At 57.4% G+C, this 18,755-nt stretch carries 17 protein-coding genes; 5 read left to right on the forward strand and 12 right to left on the reverse strand.

What is annotated here, in order from left to right; genetic code table 11:
- Positions 1-233: 233 nt before the first annotated feature.
- From ACAW74_RS00210 to ACAW74_RS00225, 4 genes are read right to left on the reverse strand one after another with little or no spacing between them, the layout of a single operon-like run.
- Positions 234-1,466 (reverse strand): MFS transporter, encoded by a 1,233-nt coding sequence (locus ACAW74_RS00210; protein ID WP_370696173.1) that lies wholly within the window; start codon positions 1,464-1,466, stop codon positions 234-236.
- 24 nt (positions 1,467-1,490) lie between these two features.
- On the reverse strand, positions 1,491-2,303 hold the full coding sequence (locus tag ACAW74_RS00215; RefSeq protein ID WP_370696174.1) for a 3-ketoacyl-ACP reductase: 813 nt from the start codon (positions 2,301-2,303) through the stop codon (positions 1,491-1,493).
- Positions 2,300-3,745 carry an oxidoreductase gene (locus tag ACAW74_RS00220; protein WP_370696175.1) on the reverse strand — a complete coding sequence of 482 codons (1,446 nt, stop codon included), beginning with the start codon at positions 3,743-3,745 and terminating at the stop codon, positions 2,300-2,302. Before ACAW74_RS00220 ends, ACAW74_RS00215 begins: the two co-directional genes overlap by 4 nt.
- A gap of 29 nt (positions 3,746-3,774) precedes the next feature.
- Positions 3,775-5,208: a glycosyl hydrolase gene (locus ACAW74_RS00225; RefSeq protein WP_370697210.1), complete on the reverse strand. Its 1,434-nt coding sequence runs from the start codon at positions 5,206-5,208 to the stop codon at positions 3,775-3,777.
- Positions 5,209-5,420: 212 nt separating this feature from the next.
- Here ACAW74_RS00225 and ACAW74_RS00230 point away from each other — a divergent pair, with 212 nt between their 5' ends.
- Together ACAW74_RS00230 and ACAW74_RS00235 are read left to right on the forward strand one after the other, a co-directional pair.
- Positions 5,421-5,999: a hypothetical protein gene (locus ACAW74_RS00230; protein ID WP_370696176.1), complete on the forward strand. Its 579-nt coding sequence runs from the start codon at positions 5,421-5,423 to the stop codon at positions 5,997-5,999.
- 59 nt (positions 6,000-6,058) lie between these two features.
- Positions 6,059-7,366: a serine hydrolase gene (locus ACAW74_RS00235; protein WP_370697211.1), complete on the forward strand. Its 1,308-nt coding sequence runs from the start codon at positions 6,059-6,061 to the stop codon at positions 7,364-7,366.
- Between the two features lie 9 nt (positions 7,367-7,375).
- On the opposite strand, the gene ACAW74_RS00240 is transcribed toward ACAW74_RS00235, so the two are convergent.
- The 5 genes from ACAW74_RS00240 to ACAW74_RS00260 all read right to left on the reverse strand — a co-directional run bounded on the left by ACAW74_RS00240 (position 7,376) and on the right by ACAW74_RS00260 (position 12,711).
- On the reverse strand, positions 7,376-8,590 hold the full coding sequence (locus ACAW74_RS00240; protein ID WP_370696177.1) for an FAD-dependent monooxygenase: 1,215 nt from the start codon (positions 8,588-8,590) through the stop codon (positions 7,376-7,378).
- Between the two features lie 10 nt (positions 8,591-8,600).
- On the reverse strand, positions 8,601-9,191 hold the full coding sequence (locus tag ACAW74_RS00245) for a GrpB family protein (protein WP_370696178.1): 591 nt from the start codon (positions 9,189-9,191) through the stop codon (positions 8,601-8,603).
- Positions 9,192-9,231: 40 nt separating this feature from the next.
- Positions 9,232-9,567 carry a hypothetical protein gene (locus tag ACAW74_RS00250; protein ID WP_370696179.1) on the reverse strand — a complete coding sequence of 112 codons (336 nt, stop codon included), beginning with the start codon at positions 9,565-9,567 and terminating at the stop codon, positions 9,232-9,234.
- Between the two features lie 251 nt (positions 9,568-9,818).
- Positions 9,819-11,441, reverse strand: a complete 1,623-nt coding sequence (locus tag ACAW74_RS00255) for an endo-1,4-beta-xylanase (protein WP_370696180.1) — start codon at positions 11,439-11,441, stop codon at positions 9,819-9,821.
- Between the two features lie 247 nt (positions 11,442-11,688).
- Positions 11,689-12,711 (reverse strand): Gfo/Idh/MocA family protein, encoded by a 1,023-nt coding sequence (locus tag ACAW74_RS00260; protein WP_370696181.1) that lies wholly within the window; start codon positions 12,709-12,711, stop codon positions 11,689-11,691.
- Between the two features lie 175 nt (positions 12,712-12,886).
- Here ACAW74_RS00260 and ACAW74_RS00265 point away from each other — a divergent pair, with 175 nt between their 5' ends.
- On the forward strand, positions 12,887-14,029 hold the full coding sequence (locus tag ACAW74_RS00265; protein ID WP_370696182.1) for a glycerate kinase: 1,143 nt from the start codon (positions 12,887-12,889) through the stop codon (positions 14,027-14,029).
- A 74-nt stretch (positions 14,030-14,103) separates the two neighbouring features.
- Here the strand turns inward: ACAW74_RS00265 and ACAW74_RS00270 are convergent, their stop codons facing one another.
- The 3 genes from ACAW74_RS00270 to ACAW74_RS00280 form a co-directional block, all read right to left on the reverse strand.
- Positions 14,104-14,358 (reverse strand): hypothetical protein, encoded by a 255-nt coding sequence (locus ACAW74_RS00270; RefSeq protein WP_370696183.1) that lies wholly within the window; start codon positions 14,356-14,358, stop codon positions 14,104-14,106.
- 124 nt (positions 14,359-14,482) lie between these two features.
- A complete protein-coding gene (locus ACAW74_RS00275) occupies positions 14,483-15,853 on the reverse strand; it encodes a HAMP domain-containing sensor histidine kinase (RefSeq protein ID WP_370696184.1) in 1,371 nt (456 codons plus the stop codon).
- Between the two features lie 116 nt (positions 15,854-15,969).
- A complete protein-coding gene (locus ACAW74_RS00280; RefSeq protein WP_370696185.1) occupies positions 15,970-16,656 on the reverse strand; it encodes a response regulator in 687 nt (228 codons plus the stop codon).
- A gap of 237 nt (positions 16,657-16,893) precedes the next feature.
- On the opposite strand from ACAW74_RS00280, the gene ACAW74_RS00285 reads away from it, so the two are divergent.
- Together ACAW74_RS00285 and ACAW74_RS00290 are read left to right on the forward strand one after the other, a co-directional pair.
- A complete protein-coding gene (locus tag ACAW74_RS00285; protein ID WP_370696186.1) occupies positions 16,894-17,877 on the forward strand; it encodes a glycoside hydrolase family 43 protein in 984 nt (327 codons plus the stop codon).
- A 189-nt stretch (positions 17,878-18,066) separates the two neighbouring features.
- Positions 18,067-18,720, forward strand: a complete 654-nt coding sequence (locus ACAW74_RS00290) for a hypothetical protein (protein ID WP_370696187.1) — start codon at positions 18,067-18,069, stop codon at positions 18,718-18,720.
- The last annotated feature ends 35 nt before the right edge of the window (positions 18,721-18,755 follow it).

Consider the following 18,755-nt stretch of genomic DNA (forward strand, 5'->3'; position numbering starts at 1 on the left):
ATATATCGTAACGGCAGGGCCGAAATGTTGATGTCTTTCTGAGTACTGTTCCTTATTTATTGCTTTTCTGTCAATAAGAAGTTTACAGTCCTACCTACGCAAATTGACTGGTCAAGCGAGACCTGACCATATAAGTAGTTAGGCTCAGTCGCCAGCCGTTCCGGCTGGGCCGACGAAGCTGGTTACTGAGCCTAAAGCAGTTGGCGAATTCGATACGTACCTGAGCGATCGACCTACGATTCGATGTAGTCCAGGTCTTTGTCGTACGTTTCTTCGAGGTAGCTGAGGGCAATGAGCGACAGCGCTACCACACCCGCCCCGATGGCCAGCGCGCCATACGTAATTCCGAGTGAGGGCTTGAGCAGCACGAACAGCGCCGTGAGCGGCACGGTAGCGCCCCGTACAAAGTTGGGCACCGAAGTAGCCACCGTAGCCCGGATGTTGGTGCCAAACAGTTCGGCGGCCAGCACGATAAACAGTGTCCAGTAGCCATTGCAGAACCCAAGGCAGAAGCAGAAGAAATAGAACGTGCTGTTTTGCTGAACCGGGGCCAGCAGATAAACCAACATCATCGAGAAGGAAAGCAGAATAAACAGCCGGATGGCTTTCTTCCGGCTGCGCCACCGATGGCTCAGCAGACCGCTGACGATGTCGCCCACCGACTGCCCGGCAAACGACAGCATCACCGCCTTGCCGGCTACAATGGGTTCGGTGAGCCCGGCATGCTGCCCGAACTCGGGTGAGAAGGTGATGAGGATGCCCACTACAAACCAGAGCGGCACACCCATGATAATGGCCATCAGGTATTTGCGCAGCCGCGTGGGGTTGGTGAAAAGGGCCAGGAAGTTGCCGCGTTCCGTCCGGCTGGCCTTGAGGTGCTCATACAGGCCCGATTCAAACACGTTGAAACGCAGTACCAGCAGCAGCAGCCCCAGGCCACCACCCACGTAATAAGACACGCGCCAGGCAAACAGATCGGCTACGAAATAAGCGAGAATAGCCCCCAGCACGCCCATCGTTGCGACGAGCATGGATCCGTAGCTACGCAGGCGTTGCGGCAGAATCTCGGCCACCAGGGTGATGCCTGCTCCCAGTTCGCCCGCCAGCCCAATACCCGCGATAAATCGCAAGAGCGCGTACTGCGTCAGGTTGGTGATGGTACCGTTGACGATGTTGGCCAGCGAATACAGCAAAATGGAGCCGAACAGCACCGATAGCCGTCCGCGTTTGTCGCCCAGAATGCCCCACAACACCCCACCAATAAGCAGGCCCGCCAGCTGGCAGTTAAGCAGGAAAATTCCTTCGGGTAAGAGTCGATCGCCCGTGACGCCCAGTTCCTTAAGGCTCGGCACCCGAACGACGCTGAACAGAAAGAGATCGTACATATCCACGAAGTAGCCCAGCGCAGCCACCAGAACGGGGATTTGAAAGAGATGCTGACGAACAGTAAGGGGAGAAGTAGTCATGGGGTTCAGGAAGTCAGGGCGGGGTCAGAGGCGGGCCAGCGTCAGGCCGCCGTCAATCATAAATACCTGGCCGGTGGAGTACGGAAAACTGCCATCCGCAATGGCCGCAACGGCGCGCCCCACGTCGTCGGGCAGGCCCCAGCGTGGTTGCACGGTCAGGCCGTCGGCAATGAGCTGATCGTATTTGGCCGATACGCCGGCCGTCATGTCGGTTTTGATGACGCCAGGACGTACCTCGTAGACCGGAATACCGAACGTACCCAGCCGCACGGCAAAGAGTTGCGTTGTCATGCTCAGCCCCGCTTTCGAGATACAATACTCACCCCGGTTCACCGACGCCACCGTGGCAGATACCGACGAAATGTTGATGATCATTCCCCGGAAATCGGCATCAGCAGCTTGTTGCCGGATCAGCCAGTTGGCAACGGCCTGGGTCAGAAAAAACGTGCCTTTAAGGTTGGTGTTCACCACCCGGTCGAAGCTTTCTTCGGACGTATCGAGCAAATCGGCCCGGACGCTGGGGGCCACCCCGGCATTGTTGACCAGCAGGTTGAGCCGGCCAAAGTGCGCCTCAATGCGCGCCAGCATCATCGCGCGTGAGTCAGCATCGGCGATACTGCCGGGGCAATACAGCACGTCGGTCTCCAGCGCGCGCAACTGGGTCAGCACATCGGTAACCTCGGTTTCTGCACGCACGCCGTTGATGGCCAGATCGAATCCTTTCCGGGCTAGGTGTTCGGCAATGCCCAGGCCAATACCCCGGCTGCTGCCGGTAATGAAAGCGACCGGGCGGCGCGGTGAAGACACCGCCGGGGCGTCGTTGGGTACGTGGCTCACAACGTTTCCTTGATAGCTTTTAACTCGTTGGCTTCGGGGAGGTGCTTGTACACGGGGTCGAGTGGGTAACAGCCCGAAATCAGGCCGTTGCGCGGAGCCGTAGTGCAGTCGGAGAACGTGCGGCAGATGTGGTTGCGCGTGAGCGACTGCCCCGCCGCCATATCGGCGGGCATGGTGGGGTAGGAAAGCACCATCCGGCCAAAACCGACGCTGTCGGCCATGCCCGTTCGCAACACGTACTGCGCCACGTTGGGCAGCCATTCCTGCAGATACGAATAGCCCGACCCGATAATTACCAGTTCAGGGAACGCCTTCTTTAGTTCATGCGTGACGTCGATCTGGCGTTTCACGCCTACCAGCGGATCTTCGGGGGGCAGATAGCCATCCGACGGCGGAAACAGCGCCGGGCGCATCAGGTGCGGATTGTAGTAAGGGCTGCCGCCCGTAATGCAGATCATCTGAATGCCCAACGACTGGGCTAACTGAAGAAACGCTTTAGTTTCGGTCAGGTCGATGCCGAGCCCAGAGGACTGTCCGCCAAACGCAAACGGATATGTGTCGGCTGCTTCGGGTGTACCGATGTCGTTTTCGCCTTTTTTGAACGGCAGCAGATCAAACGCGCTGAGCCGGATGGCCAATTCCAGCCCCGGTGCGGCCTGCTGGATGCCCGCCACGATGTTGCGCAAAAAGCGCGTCCGGTTCTCAAACGAACCGCCATACTTGCCCGGCCGGTCGACCGCACTCAGAAACTCATGCCCCAGGTAGCCGTGGCAATGTTTGATGTCAACAAAGTCATACCCGGCTTCCTGTGCCATCACCGCCGCCTCGACGTACTGCCCGATGATGGTGTCGATGTCCTCGTCGGTCAGCGTGGGGTAATCGGCGTCCATCCCGAATTTGGCATTGAGGAAGGGGTGGGTGTAGAGAATTTTCGACTCGAATTTTTTGTGGCTATTCGGCTTGCAGAATCGCCCCGAATGCGTGAGCTGCAGGCCAATGATGAGTCCGTCGGTATTGCCAAAGGAAGCCGTATGCTTATCGAGCAGCAACTGACGAAGGCTAACAAATTCGGGGAGGTTGGCCCGGCTCATCACCAGTTGATTGGGGTTGGCCCGCCCGCCGGGGCAGACGGCGACGGCCTCGCAGCCAAAGAGCAGTTTAGCCCCGCTTTCGGCAAACTTGATCCACCGTTTCCGCGTAAAATCCGTGGGTTTACCGTCGGGGGCGCCGTCCCAGCCTTCCATGGGCAGAATGCACAGGCTGTTGCCGATGGTCTTGCCTGATTTGAGTGGAATGGGCCGGTTGAACGGACTCTGATCAGGCGGCAACAGGTCGGCGTCGAACGGCAGGTCGATGGCGTTGGTTTGCAGGTACGTTGTCAGGTCGGCGGCCGTTTTGATCTGGGCCATCCGGGGGTACTTCGGTTTGTATTTGCCGCTCATGAAAAGGTACGGTTTTAGGGCTACAGCGCTTAGGCGTTTACGCAGTTGAAAAAGGTGTAGTAGGGACCTCCGTCGATCAGGCGCTGCACGTAGAGCGCGGCTTCCCGGATGTGATAATCGCCCCACATACTCGACTCGCCACGCGGTATGGGGCTGCCTTCGGGTACGTAGTCCCAGCCGTTGGGCCGGTGGTAGATCGAGTGTAGCAAGAGCCCCTGATGTTGCGGGTCGGTGCTGAGGTACGGCTCCTGCAGGAGTGAATCTAACACTGTTAACCCCACTTGCCAGTACGTTTTGCCCAGTAGAACGGCATCCTGCCCATCAAGCTGGGTACGTTCCAACTGCATGAGGTAGCGCCCCAGCCGCAATAACCCCTGTGCCGCAATGGCTGCCGCCGAGCTATCGACGGGCTCGTGGTCGTTGAAGGGGTCGGCGGGTCGGTCCAGGTAATCGCCGAGTTTGTGCAGGTTGGGTGCGCCGGTATCCCAATACGGTACGCCATCGGTGGGCGAGTGCTGAATGTAGAAGTCGCAGGTGGCGCGGGCCGCTTTCAGCAGCATGGCTTCCAGCGAGGCGCGGCCACCGAAGCGGGTTAGTTCGTCGTCGCTAATAATCGCCAGGGCTTCCAGTTCTTCGGCAAAGCCACACATAGCCCAGGCAAGGCCGCGCGTCCAGGTGCTGAAACCCGTATAGCCCTGCTGCGAGTTGGGGCAGCGGTAATTGCCGTCGTTGACGTTGAAAATGCTTTCATGAGCCGTGCGGCCCCATAGGTCGTAGGAGTCGCGGCCCTCGCCGTAGTAAACGGCAAAGTTGGCCGTTGCCTGCATATGCAGCAGCGCCCGTTCGAGCAGGTCGATGCGTTTGTCGCCTTCGCCCTGAAACGTGTGGCCCAGCAGGTGGCTCACTACCAGCGCCCGGCACGACCGGATGGTGTCGACAAACAGCGAGTGCGGCCCGTTGAACGAATACAAAAATCCGGCACCCGCCGACGTACCCAGCCCATTGCCGTTGATGGGCGTCCAGCGGTTGGCCTGCACCGCGCCGGAGATCTTCAGCGCCAGTTCGTAGAAATTAGCTTCCCACTCGTTGTGCAGCGTTTTGCCTTCCCGCATCAGCCGCAGCAGATTCCCGTAGGTGCTGACGTTGTTAAAGCCGTGGTCGTGCACACCCACGTGGCTCACGTGCGGCGCCATCACCTGAAGCGTCCGGTCGCGGCCGAGCGTCAGAAACGACTCGTCGCCGTTGGCATCGTACTGAAGCAGAGCCGCCCCAAACTGAAAGCCCTGCGTCCATTCGGTCCAGCCGCGCGTAGTGTAGCGGCCTTGTATCGTGAACACGGGCGACCCGTTTTTGGGGTCGTACGTTTGCTCGATCTGTTGAATTTTCTGGCCCGAAAGCGCCCAGAAGCGTTGAAGTTTAGTCGATAAATCAGACGGGGTAAGGGATGAATTCAGGTGAATCATGCGGTAGAACGACGAGGCCGCCGGGTGGGTGAATTGGCTACCCACACAAAACAGCACACTGGCAGATTCTACTTTTGGGAAAGCCCTTCATCGCCCATAGGCCAGAATGATAGGCTCACTGTCAAGTGGCGGCAACCGGGCACCGCTAACCGAATACTGGCTTCGGTCTAGCGGATTCTAATCGTTCTCGTACCTTGCCCGAAAAACGAGCTATGAACTATCGCTATATATTGATTGCCAGCCTGCTGCTGACTTCATCGTTGGGTATGGCCCAGCAAGCGCCCAAGCAACCGGTTACGGATAGCTGGTCCAACGTACCACCCGCCCGGGACGACCGGTACACCAACCCCAAGAGTCCGTTGTATAGCGGACCGAATGGCTGGTACAATTTCGGGGAGGTACGCGCTCAGGTAAACAACGACGCAAAAACACCCTACGCCTACAAAGGCGGTTTTCAGGTCATTCAGGGGCTACTTACCTCATTTACATCAGACCGGTTGTACGTGTTGCAACTAGACTTTGGCGTCGACAATCCGCCGCCAGGTACGTATCAACTGGCCAGCAAGGGCAACGCCGCCCAGAAACAGGTGCGAGTGTCGTTCGGCGATGTGTCGGGGCAGAAAATCAAGGAGTGGACTGGCGAAAAGGGCACGGTTGACGTCTCGCAGGTCAACAAGTTTCTGCACGTCAAATGCCGTAACCTGCTGCTGCAACCCACCGGGCCGAACAATACGGACGCGTTCAAAGCGCCTATGGCACTCGGCTTCGAAGGCGCTGTGGTGCCTGAGTAAACCTATGCCCGGCGTTCGACCAACGCCCGTATCTTGCCGATCGGATTGATCACCCCATGATGTACGTACCCCGTTTTTGGTTGACGAGCTTAGCGCTTGTCCTTATTCTCGGTAGCCTGTCGGGCTACGGTCAGGCCCGGACAGACGCGTTCCTGACAAAGTTGTTTGCCACTAACACCAGTCCCGTGTTTCAGGCGGTGATTCGGGACCCGGCGGCGTATCGGCTGCAAATCATCTACACGCAGATCAACCGGGATGGGCAAAACCGCCCGACGTTTCGGCATTATTATTTCCGCGTCGACAGCACCGAGTACTTTAACCCGGCGTCGACGGTGAAACTGCCCGCAGCGCTGCTGGCGCTGGAAAAGATCAACCGGCTGAACAACCCGGCCGTCACGAAATTTACCGCTGTGCAGATCGACAGTGCCTATAGCCGACAGACCCGCGAATGGACCGACAGTACGGCTGAGACGGGCTTCCCATCCATAGCTCATTTTATCAAAAAAGCCTTTCTGGTGAGCGAAAACGACCCCTATAGTCGTCTCTATGAGTTTATCGGGCAGGGTGAATTCAACCGGTCGCTGCATGCCAAGGGCTATCCGGATACGCGTATCACCCACCGGTTTGTGCGCATGAGTGCCGACGAAAATCGCCATACCAACCCCGTGCGGTTTATCCGACCCGATGGCTCGCTGATCTACGCCCAACCCGCTGCCTACAACCCCGATCCGTTCGATTTTCGGCGGGTAGCCAAACTAGGGAAGGGCTACCTGACGGCCAACGACAGCCTGGTACACGCGCCGTTCGATTTTACGGAACGAAACAAACTACCCCTCGAATCGCTGCGCCGGATGCTGCAATCGGTGTTGTTTCCCGAATCGGTACCCGCCCACCAGCGGTTCAACCTTACACCCGACGATTACCGGTTTGTGTATCAGTACCTTTCGCAATACCCCGGCGAAACGAACTACCCTAAATACGACGGCAGCGAGTACTATGACAGCTATGTGAAGTTTTTCTTTACCGATAGCCTGCACCACACCATGCCCGGTGGCGTGCGGGTGTTCAACAAAGTGGGCTGGGCCTACGGCTTCCTGACCGATGCCTCCTACGTGGCTGATTTTACCAATGGCGTCGAATACATGCTGTCGGCCACGATCTACGTCAACAGCGACGGCATCCTGAACGATAACAAGTATGAATATGAGTCGGTGGGCCACCCGTTCCTGTACCAGCTGGGTCAGATGATTTACCAGTATGAACGTACCCGGCAACGTACCCACAAGCCCGACCTGAGCCGCTTCCGGGTCAATTACGAAAAGCGCCGAATCGACAGCCGCCCCGTGGTAAAAAACGTCGACAACTGATGATACGCCCTACTGCCTGTCGATAGCGGTCTTTTCGTAGTCAGGCAAAATAAACGAGTTGTCTGCTGAACTGTCGTTCTTGCGGTTGAACAACGCGGCGATGCGCCTAGCGAACCGGCTGGAAATGAGCCGTAATCCGGCGTTGAATACGGCAATACCGAGTTTGGTTTTAGGGTGAGCCACCCACGGCACGCCCGGCGGCAACGACTGCACCTCCTCGACAAACGGACGTAACCGATTTTCGTAGGCCGCAAACGCCTGCTGGTAATCGGCGTTCTGGGCCAGTTCCCCGGCGAGCACGTAGGCCCCCGCGATGGCCAGGCTGGTACCCATTCCGCTCAGTGGTGACGGGCAGTAGGCCGCATCGCCCACCATGGCGCATCGGCCTTTCGACCAACGCGGTGCCTTTACCTGACTGATGCCGTCGAAGTAAATGTCTGTGTTGTCGTCGAGGGCGGCCAACAGCCGGGGGGCTTCCCAGCCTGCATCAGCAAACGTCTTTTTCAGGATGGCCTTCTGCTCGGCCATCGGCAGTCGTTCGTAGCCTTTCGGTTCGGATAAGAACGAAAACGAGGCGCGGGTTGTGCCCGCATTGTCGGGCCGAAGGAAGACCACACGCGACCGGGGGGCGTTATACCAGCGGGCCCAGGCACTATCCGTTGCCGTCCGCGGCACGGTAAAGTACGAGGTATACAGGCCCAGCGGGCGGATAACGGGTTCATCGCCGAAGATCAGTGACCGTGTTCTGGACCGGATACCGTCGGCGCAGATCACCAGGTCGAACCGGCGGCTGCCACCTTGTTGAAACGTTACCGTAACTCCGGTTTCCTCGTCGGCCAGCTCCGTAATCTGATCACCAAAAAGGTATTCGACCGTGTCGCTGGTGAGGTCGAACAGGATCTGGGCGAGGTCGCCGCGCAGGATTTCCAATTCGCGGGTGCCAATGCTCGACTCGCCTTTCGGCAACTCGGCCTTCGTTGCGTTGGTCTCGTCGACAAACCGGACGCCCAATTCGCCCGTATTTGCCGCCCGAATAGCGTCTTCAATGCCCATCAGCCGCACCACCTGTTGCGCTGCCCCGCTGATGTCGATATTCTGCCCGCCCAGTCGGAGGGCATCGGCTCGCTCGACAACGGTGGTCTGGTAGCCAAAACGAGTAAGCCAGAAGGCCAGGGTAGGGCCGGCAATGCTGGCCCCGGCGATAAGTACGGTCAGTTTATTCACGAATGGATGATTACGAGTTGGGCGTCGCCCGGTTTTCCTGGATGATCGTCTGAAGGGCAATGTCATCAAAACCCGCCGCTTTTAGAATGGCCGTAATAAATGGCGTCTTCCCTTCGATGTAGGCGTTCATATCGTACGGGTGTTTCTGAGCCAGCTTCTTTTTGAGTGTGCCGTATACATTGGCTCCATCGGGGTGCTGACGCAGCCAGTCGCGCAGGGCCAGGTGATTACGCAGGCTGATGCTGTCGGATGGGCAAACGTAGAGGTGGTGGCTGGGCCAGGTACGTTCCGAGCCGTCGATAGGTGTCTGATCTGACAGCCGTTTGAAGGCCGCCCGGTCGGTAATGCCCTGATTGCCCCGATATACGTACCCCAGCTTGGTCAGCCGGTCGATGACGGGCTTAAGATCACCCCGGTTAGCGATCTCCAGATCAATGTCGATCACGGCTTTGGCGGCCAGCCCTGGCACCGCCGTGCTCCCGACATGGTGAATGCCAATGATAGCGTCGCCCAGGTGGGCCTGATAGATGGCGGCCAACTGCTCAAAGGTCGCTGCCCAGATCGGCGAGTAATCGGTAACGTGGATCGGGCTTTTGGTCATCGGTGCAGTGGGCAAACAGGGTGCTTAAAGATACGTTGGCTCATCGTTCCCACATCACCCATTCCTTACCAACATATAGCGTATCGATCGTCTTCCCGTCGGCGATCAGAAGGGTTTTGGCAAACGAGTCCGTCAAGCTGAGCAACTTCAATTGTCGGTCGGTCATATCGGCCGATTCGTAATAAGCGCCGTATACACACCGGTACGGGTTGCCTTTTACATTAGTGGTAAAAACGGATAATAAAATCAGTTTTTGCGAGGTGGTATCGGGCTGTTTATAACCGAAAATGGTGTGATCCCGCCTGATATCGGCCTGAAGCCACAGTAGACTGTCTTTTCTGGAAATAGCCAGTTTCGTGAAACCAGGTTCATCCATAAGTGTCGGCTTCGGATACGACGCGCCACTGCTAATCGCTGCGTTCGGCGAGGCAGTAGGCTTACCTCTGGGAGTGCAGGCTACGGCAAAAAGCAGGACTATGAGTAAACGGTTGTTCAATCAGTAGGTCGTTTAACTGGTTGATTGTTAGTTAAATATGTCATGATGCGCAGGAGACGGTATTGCCCAAAAGAAAGCGCACAACTCGTTTGACTTGTGCGCTTTCCAGGAAAAATTATCGGTTATCACGCTCAGAGCCCAGATCGTAAGGCATTGAGTACGGCGTCATACGCCTTCTTCTTTGTGCCGGCTGGCGTGTAAAGCAGGGGGTAATCGGCCCCGTTTCTGTAGCGCCAGCTTTGGTTGTCCAGCAAGCCCCAGATCGTCAGCCCATAGCGTTGTGCCTTGGGTACGTTGCGCATATAGGACGTGACCACATAGCTATACATCTCCGCCTGTGTGTTTTCCAACGCTTCAGTAAACACTAAACTGGCTGCGTTATTGGTGTTGACGCCAATGTCGAGTTCCGAGATATGAACGAGCAAGCCAGTGGCTGCCAGTTTCTTGAAATGAGTATCGATCTGGTCTTTATTGGTATTGATGCTGATGTGCATCTGCGTGCCGATTCCATCCACTTTGGCGCCCCGGCTTCGGATTTCGGCAACATAGGCAATGAGCGAATCCAGCTTGGCGGTCGACGATTCCAGGTTGTAATCATTGATGAACAGTTTGGCCGTTGGGTCTGCCTGAGCGGCGTAGGTAAAGGCTTTTACGCCAAAATCGCGGCCCAGATAGTTGCTCCAGACAAAGATGTCGTTGGCGGTTGCGTTGGCCGTGTTCGTATTGTTGCGGATCGCCCCGGCAGGACCATCGGCAAACATCTCGTTGATGACATCCCAACCCCGCACTTTGCCTTTGAAATGACCGGCAATCTCTTGAATAGTGGTTTTCAGCAGGCTATCGACTTTCGTGTAATTATTGGTGGGGCTGCCCGACGTGACCAGTTCATTGACACTCACATCGTCGATGAAGTAGGTATTGCTGTTGCGCCCCATGTCAAACACGATCCGGGTTTGCGCCTCGTTGGCAGTAATCAGCCACGTCACCTGTTGCCAGGTCGTGCCAATCGTTTGGTCGCCCTGATACAAGGGCGTTGGCTGCGTCGAAAGCCGGATGGAGCCGTTGGCGGTGGCCGCCTTGACCCAATAACTAACCTGGTATTGCTTGCCCACCGTCAGCGGAATGGGATCGGTCGCTACCTGCACGCGCCACTGTTCCGTGGTGTACGCAGTGGGGTTCACTACTTTCAGTGAGCGATTACCGGAACGTACCTCGGCCGCACCAGAACCTACCGTTATGCTGGCAGTTCCGCTGGGGTTACCGCTGTTCAGCGTGGTAAAATTGGTAAAGCTGTTGGCATCACCTGACTCAAAGCCGGGGTTCGGTGCCAGATTAGTCCCGCTTGGCCGGGCGGCACTCAGAATGCTTCGGTAGTAGGTACCCTGCGCCTGCGAGTGCCAGGCCAGCACGTGCCCATGAATCTGGATGTTCGCGGCCTGAGCTGCCGCCACCATGGCATCGGCTGTAGCGAAATTGTATGCCCCGGAACTCGTCACGAGGGCGCTGTTTTTCATCTCGTTCTCAAACGTGATGCCATTGAAATCACTTCGGATGATCGAAGCAGAAGTGGCGTTGGTCAGAAACGCCCCGTTGCTGCCCGCTATCGCGATCGGGAAGGTTGCCACCGACTTCAGGGATACGCTTTCCTGCACCGGTGGCGTTGGTGTCGGCGTGGTACCCCCGTTGTCGACATCCTTCTTGCAGGCGGATGCAACGAGCAGCAACAACATGAAGCTCCAGATAGAATTTTTCATAAAAAAGTTATGGTCTACTAATTCTATATTTAGAACGATTCTGTGAAATAATTGTTTTATTATTCTGTAAAAATGGTTAGTTGGCAAATGAAATTCGGTCCAGTAGTCTGTATGAAAATTGTATCATTTCGACATGAGTAGCCTTCGGCCACTACCCAATAGAGGATATACAACCTCACGGAGTACGCTCATTCGTTCCGATTAGTCTGTCATCGGAAAGTTGGTTTGGCAGGTACGTTGTCGACACTCACCGACCCGCCGACTGATAAATCCAGGCGACGATCTCCTGCAAAATGGCGCCTTGCTCGGCGGTGCAGACCGTCGACGGCTTGCCCTGGCAGGCGTCCAGAAAAGCCGCCGTGTTTTTCAATTGACTGTCCGCGTCGCCCAGATACGGAAAGCGGATGTCGGCCAGTTCGCCCGCCAGTTCGGTGTGCAACGTAAACGGGAATAAGCTGACCCCGCCTTTACTGCCGAAAACCGATAGATTCCGGTCTTTGTCAAGCTGCGTGTTGAGGGCAAACGAAGCCGACAGCATAATCGACGCGTTGTTGGGAAAGGATAGGTACGCCATCGTCGCGTCGTCGACGTCGAACGTAGCGGGGTTCCAGTTGCCCATCAGGCCCTTGCCGCCCGCTTTTCCGATAGCGTCGTAGGTATTACCAATGACCTGATCGGGTGTCGGGTAGCCCAGCGCATACAGCGCCAGATCGAGCACGTGAACCCCCAGGTCTATCAGCGCGCCGCCACCCTGTATGGCTTTGTTGGTAAACGAACCCCAGCCCGGAATACCCCGCCGACGCAGGAAGCGGGCGTTAATATGGTAGATATCGCCCAGCAGCCCATCGGCTTTACACCGCATCAGCAAGTCGCATTCGCTGGTTTGCCGAAGCTGGAAATTATACGCCAACGTCAAGCCCTTTTGTGCTGCCAGATCAGCCATATGCCGGGCATCAGGGGCGTTTATAGCGGGTGGCTTTTCGCAGAACACATGGCTGCCATGATCCAGCGCCTCGATGGTCTGCGGGTAATGCAGGTTGTTGGGCGTGCAGATAACCACCACATCGGGCGCACATACCCGATACAGCTCGCTTGTGTTATCGAAGGCATGGGGGATCGAATGCTTGTCGGCCAGCGCGCGGGCTTTGGCGAGGTCGCGGCCACATACCGCTACGAGGTCGACCTGTTCGGATAGCTGCTTTAAGGCCGGAATGTGGTTTTTATCGGCAATGTTACCGCCGCCGATGATGGCTACTGTATACCTGGACATGCCCTAAAGAAGCCAAAACGTAACCGGTCTACTTTTGTGAGGCTATGAATCGGCGATCAGGATGCCCGCTAGCCCGTTGACAGCATCGGCTCCTGACTGCTCAATTTGATTTATCCCGGAAACCGCAGTAGGATTGTGGCGAAAGTAGGGCGGGCTGATAATCACCCATAAACCTGTGCTACTTCCTGGCAAACCGACGATGAAGATTCTGCTGGCACCCGATAAATTCAAAGGCTCCCTAACGGCTGCAGAGGTCTGTGCGGCCATGACCGAAGGCATTTTACTGGCCAATCCGCGCGCCGAGGTAGTGGCTATACCAATGGCCGATGGGGGGGAGGGGACGGCCGAGGTGCTCACGCAGGGCACGCAGGGCGTCTGGCATACGGCGGTGGTTCAGAATCCGTTGGGGCAGCCGGTCGAAGCCGGGTACGGCATCTCGGGGGATGGCAAAACCGCTTTCATCGAGATGGCGCAGGCCTCGGGGTTGCGGTTGCTGAACCCATCGGAATATGACCCCTTTCGGGCTAACACGTTTGGCACGGGTGAACTGATTCATAAGGCCATACAGCAGGGCGTCGACCGAATCGTGCTGGGTATCGGTGGGAGTGCTACCAACGATGCTGGCACCGGCATGGCGGCTGCCCTAGGCTGGCAGTTTCTGGATAAAACCGGCCGGGTTCTGCGCCCCTGTGGCGGTAATCTGGCCCAGATCGACAAGATTATCGCGCCCGCCACGGCCTGGACAGGAACGGTAGATGTGGCCTGCGACGTGACCAATCCGTTGGTGGGGCCGCAGGGGGCTACGTATGTGTACGCGCCGCAGAAAGGCGCTAAACCCGACGACCTGCCGCTGTTGGATGCGGGCATGGCCCACTGGGCCGACCGGGTTCGGCAACAGCTTGGCGTCGAGGTGTCGGCTATGCCGGGGGCGGGCGCGGCGGGAGGGCTGGGCGCGGGGGCCTTCGTTTTCCTAAAAGGGCGCCTGACAGAGGGCGTGCAGTTGCTGATCGAGCACACGCAGCTGGCCGATAAAATGAGGGGGGCGGATCTGGTGCTGACCGGCGAGGGCCGAATCGACAATCAGACCTTGCAGGGTAAACTGATTGCGGGCATTACCCGACTGGCCAACAAGCAAGGTGTCCCGGTGGTGGCGTTGGGGGGCTCGCTACAGCTCTCGCCTGATGAGTTGAGCACCCTGGGGTTAACCAGTGCCTTTTCCATTGCGCCCGGCCCAATTCCGTTAGAGGAAGCTCTGACCAACGCCGCCGATTACCTGAAACGAACGACCTGTCAGGTGGTACGACTCTTGGGACGATGATGATCAGCGTGGATCGAGGGAAGCATCCGGTCACATCGGGACGTACCTAACCAGCGTGATACGAAAAAGAAGCCCTAACCCACCGATTTTCGGCGTTGGATCTCCGTTTGGATCGCCTTTCTGGCTTTTGAGTTTTTGTTGCCAACAAACATAGCGGCACCAAGTAGGCCAATCGTGAGAAGAAACTTACCACCTACGGCTGCCCACACAGCTACCCCAACCAGCATACCAATGACAAACGCTGTTGCGATTGTGCCTGATTTCATGGCTTTCTCTTCTGATATTAACTCGTCAAGCGTCATTACGGAATAGTCCTTGGCTAAAAACATAAGTGCAGGTACGTTAAAAAGAGGTACAGGATACGTATCAGGTGGCGGCCTACGTAAGCACAGGCGCTGGCGAGTCTCCGTTTAAATAGGCTGATTTTACCGATGTGAACCGATGCTACAAGCTCTACAAGTTTTGGGGTAGCGTTACGGTGAACGTGGTTCCCTGCTCGGTGGTAGAGGCTACGTCGAGGCGGCCGTTGTGGAGCTGGATGATGCGCTGGGTGAGCGAGAGCCCCACGCCGTGGCCGGGGATGCCCTGCGCGTTGGTCCCACGCTGAAAGGGGGCAAATAGCTTCGGCAACTCGTCGGCGGGGATGGGCGGCCCATCGTTGTGGACACGTACCTGCAAGGTGCTGAGCTGTTGACCCAGATGCACCGTGACGTGGTGGCTTGGCGAAAATTTACCGCCGTTTTCAAGCAGATTCAGCAGTGCCGTGTGAATGAGCGGTTCGCTGGCGGTCAGGTACCAGTCGGTGGCTTGGTCGCCGGGCGGCGTGTCGAGCGAGACGGTGATCTGGTAGCCGGGGTGGAGGCGCCGCACTTCGTCGCGCACTTTCCAGAGCAGTTCGTCGAGGGCAAAGCGCGTCATGCGCACCGCCGAGGCATCTACACCCACTTTGGCCAGCGACAACAGGCCGTTGGTGAGCCGGGTCATGCCGCGCACGTCGTCGAGTACAGACCGCAGGGTTTCGCGGAGTTCGTCGGGCTCTTCGTCGGTCAGTAACGACACTTCCAACTGTCCCGACATGGCCGTGAGGGGCGTGCGCAGCTCGTGCGAGGCATGCGAGACAAAGGCCTGCTGCATGCGGAAGGCGGCTTCGAGGCGGTCGAGCATGCGGTTGAAGCGTACCGACAACTGATCGATCTCGTCGTTATCGGCACCAGTGGGCAGTCGCTGATCGAGTTGCGTGGCCGAAATGCCGTCGATCCGCCCGATCACGCGGCGCATGGGTTGCAGACTACGGCCCGCCAGAAACCGCCCGACGCCAAACGAGCCGCCCGTCACCAGCAGCCAGCCAATGGCCAGTAACCACGCCAGATCGCGCTGCTTGCTGAACCCATACGTATCGACCGCCGAAGCAAACACCACAAACCGGTTGCCCCGATCGGTGAATACCGTGCCCACGATTTCGCGGTCTTTCTCGCGCCAGTATACGTCGGTTTCAACCCGCACCCGATCGAGGGTGGTGCGGTCGACGGCGAGGTAATCGGTGCCGCTTTCGTAGCGGATGTGGTTCTGGCTATCGTAAATGATAATCTCCTCGTCGGGCAGCACGGTCATGTGGTTGCGGTCGAGGAGCTTGAAGAGGTCGGGGCTGATGGTTTCGCGGCCAAACAGCAGCTCTACCGAGGTGAGCGCCTCGGCACGTAGCCGCTCCCTGAATTCACGTTCCCGGTGCCGCTCGGCTACGGCATAGAGTACCAGACAAAACACCAGCAACAGGGCCGAGAGCAACCCCGTAAACCAAAGTGTCAGGCGCGTTCGGATGGTCATAAATGGGAAGCACTGTTTGTGGTCCCCCGTTCACTGTCTTCTGTTGGCGGGTGCCCAACTAGGTTAGCGTCGGCCAACAGAAGACAGTGAACGGAGGACCACAAACTATACCTTTTTTATTTTTCCTTCAACACGTACCCCATGCCCACGGCGGTGTGGATGAGCTTGGTGGCGAAGGGCTTGTCAATCTTGTTGCGGAGGTAATTCACGTAGACGTCGATCACGTTAGTGCCGGTGTCGAAGCCGATGTCCCAGACCTGCTCGGCGATGTCGGCGCGCGACAGTACCCGGCCGGCATTGCGCATGAAATACTCGAGCAGGGCAAATTCGCGGGCGGTCAGCTCGATCGTCTGCCCCTGCCGACGGGCAACCTTGCCCAGCCGGTCAAGTTCGAGGTCGGCGAAGACCAGAACGGGGTCGGGTTCGGCGGGGACGGCGCGGCGTAGCAGGGCTTTTACGCGGGCAAACAACTCGGCAAAGGCAAAGGGCTTGGCTAGGTAATCATCAGCACCAGCGTCGAAGCCCTGCACTTTATCGGTGGTAGTGTCCAGGGCCGTCAGCATCAGAATGGGCAGGCGATCGTTTTTGCTGCGGGCATACTCAGCCAGTTCGAGGCCACTCACAAACGGCAGGTTCACGTCGAGAATCACCAGGTCGTAGCGGTTGACGCCCAGCAGTCGTTTGCCCTCGCGGCCGTCGTTGGCCACGTCAACGGCATAGGCCTGCGTTTCCAGCCCTTTCTTCAGGGCGGCCGCTACTTTAATTTCGTCTTCAACAACCAGCAGATGCGGTTTCGTGGACATGGGTGAACAGGGGTGTTAATGGGCAATGACGCGCCAGGTCGCATCGATAATCTGTCGACGTCGCGCTCTTGGTTTCGCTTTAGCAAGGTAACGCTAAGCCCGGATACCTTGCATTAACACTGCATTAGGACGCTTGGTTGGTCCGACAAGACGTCACTCCAGCAACGTACCTGACGAGGCCGGTAGGGGTAAACCGCTCAACTTTCGTCTTTACCGAAGACATCACGCTCAATACCTATGCAACGTCTGCTGACTACCGGTCTGCTCGCCTGCCTGCTGCTGCCTGCGGCGGCCCAAACTGCTACTAAACCCAAAACCATGTCGGGCAACCCCGTATTTCCCGGCTGGTATGCCGATCCCGAAGTGGCCGTCTTTGGCAAGCGCTACTGGATTTACCCCACCTATTCCGACAAATACAACAAGCAGGTGTTCATGGACGCGTTTTCGTCGCCTGATCTGGTCAACTGGACCAAGCACCCGCGCATCGTTGATACCACGGCTGTAAAATGGGCCAAACAGGCCATGTGGGCGCCTTCTATCGTTGAAAAAGGGGGTAAATACTTCCTGTTTTTCGGGGCCAACGACGTGCACGAAGGCGAAATCGGGGGCATCGGCGTGGCCGTGGCCGACAAGCCCGAAGGCCCCTTTCGCGATTACCTCGGCAAACCGCTGATCGGGCAGATTCACAACGGCGCGCAGCCCATCGATCAGTTCGTGTTTCAGGACAAAGATGGGCAGTACTATATGATCTACGGCGGCTGGCAGCATTGCAACATCGCCAAACTCAACGCTGACTTTAAAGGGTTTACGCCCTTCGACGATGGCAAAACGTTCCGCGAGATTACACCCAAAGGCTACGTGGAAGGACCATTTATGTTCCGGCGCAACGGCAAATACTATTTTATGTGGTCGGAAGGCGGTTGGACCGGCCCTGACTACTCGGTGGCCTATGCCGTAGCCGACTCACCCTTTGGCCCGTTTGAACGGGTGGGCAAAATCCTGCAACAAGACCCCACCGTGGCCAGAGGTGCAGGCCACCACTCGGTGCTGAATGTGCCGGGCACCGACGACTGGTATATCGTGTATCACCGCCGCCCCCTCACCGAAACCGACGGTAACCACCGCGAGACCTGCATCGACCGGATGGAGTTCGACGCCAACGGAGCCATCAAACCCGTCAAGATCACGGTCGAAGGGGTGAAGGCAAAAGCCCTGAAGTAACGTACCTGAGACACGGGCTGGTTGGGCACGTACCTGCCTCTCCGTTCCGGGCGATTCGGTGCCGTCGGGCCACCAAGCTCGTCGGGCCGAATCGCCCGGTTCATCTCCCTGAACCCCTACTTCGTCGGAAACGGCTGGTAGTGGGGTATCGGTTGAGCGTAGGTTTGGGTCATCCAAACGAATTCAACTATGTACGTCTGCCGCTGCGTTTGCCTGCTCCTCTCCCTGTTGGCATTTACCGCCACCGCCCAAACCCCGCCCGACCAGCAACAGGCCATGCGTCAGGGTATTGCGGCCCTGAACACGCTGAATGCTCAGACGCCGGTCGCCGATATGATCGCACTGGCCAATCAGTTTGACCGTGTCGCTTCGGCACAAGCCAACGAATGGTTGCCTCGCTATTATGCGGGCCTGACCTACGTGTATCTGGGATTTATCGGAAAAGATGAAGCCGAAAAAGACACGTTTCTTGACCGGGCCAATACGTACCTGACGCAGGCCGACAAGCTGTCGCCGAATAACGATGAACTGTCGGTGCTACGGGCGTACATTGCCCAGGCGCGTATATCGGTCGACGCGGCGAACCGCTGGCAAACCTACGGCCCACAATTTGAAGAGGCCATCGGGAAGGCAATGGCCCAGAACCCCAACAACCCACGCCCCTACGTGTTGAAAGGACTGGGGCTGATCTTCACGCCCGATGCGTTTGGCGGAGGCCCTAAAACGGCCTGCCCCATACTGAAAATGGCTGCCGAAAAATTGGCTACATTCAAACCGGCAAGCGACATTGCCCCCGCCTGGGGCCAAAGCCACATCGATCCCGTGCTGTCGCAATGCAATTAATTGTGTTTACTGGTTAACGTTTGTCGTTCAGTCAA

It is taken from the genome of Fibrella musci (genome assembly GCF_041321105.1).
In the GTDB taxonomy this organism is placed as follows: domain Bacteria; phylum Bacteroidota; class Bacteroidia; order Cytophagales; family Spirosomataceae; genus Fibrella; species Fibrella musci.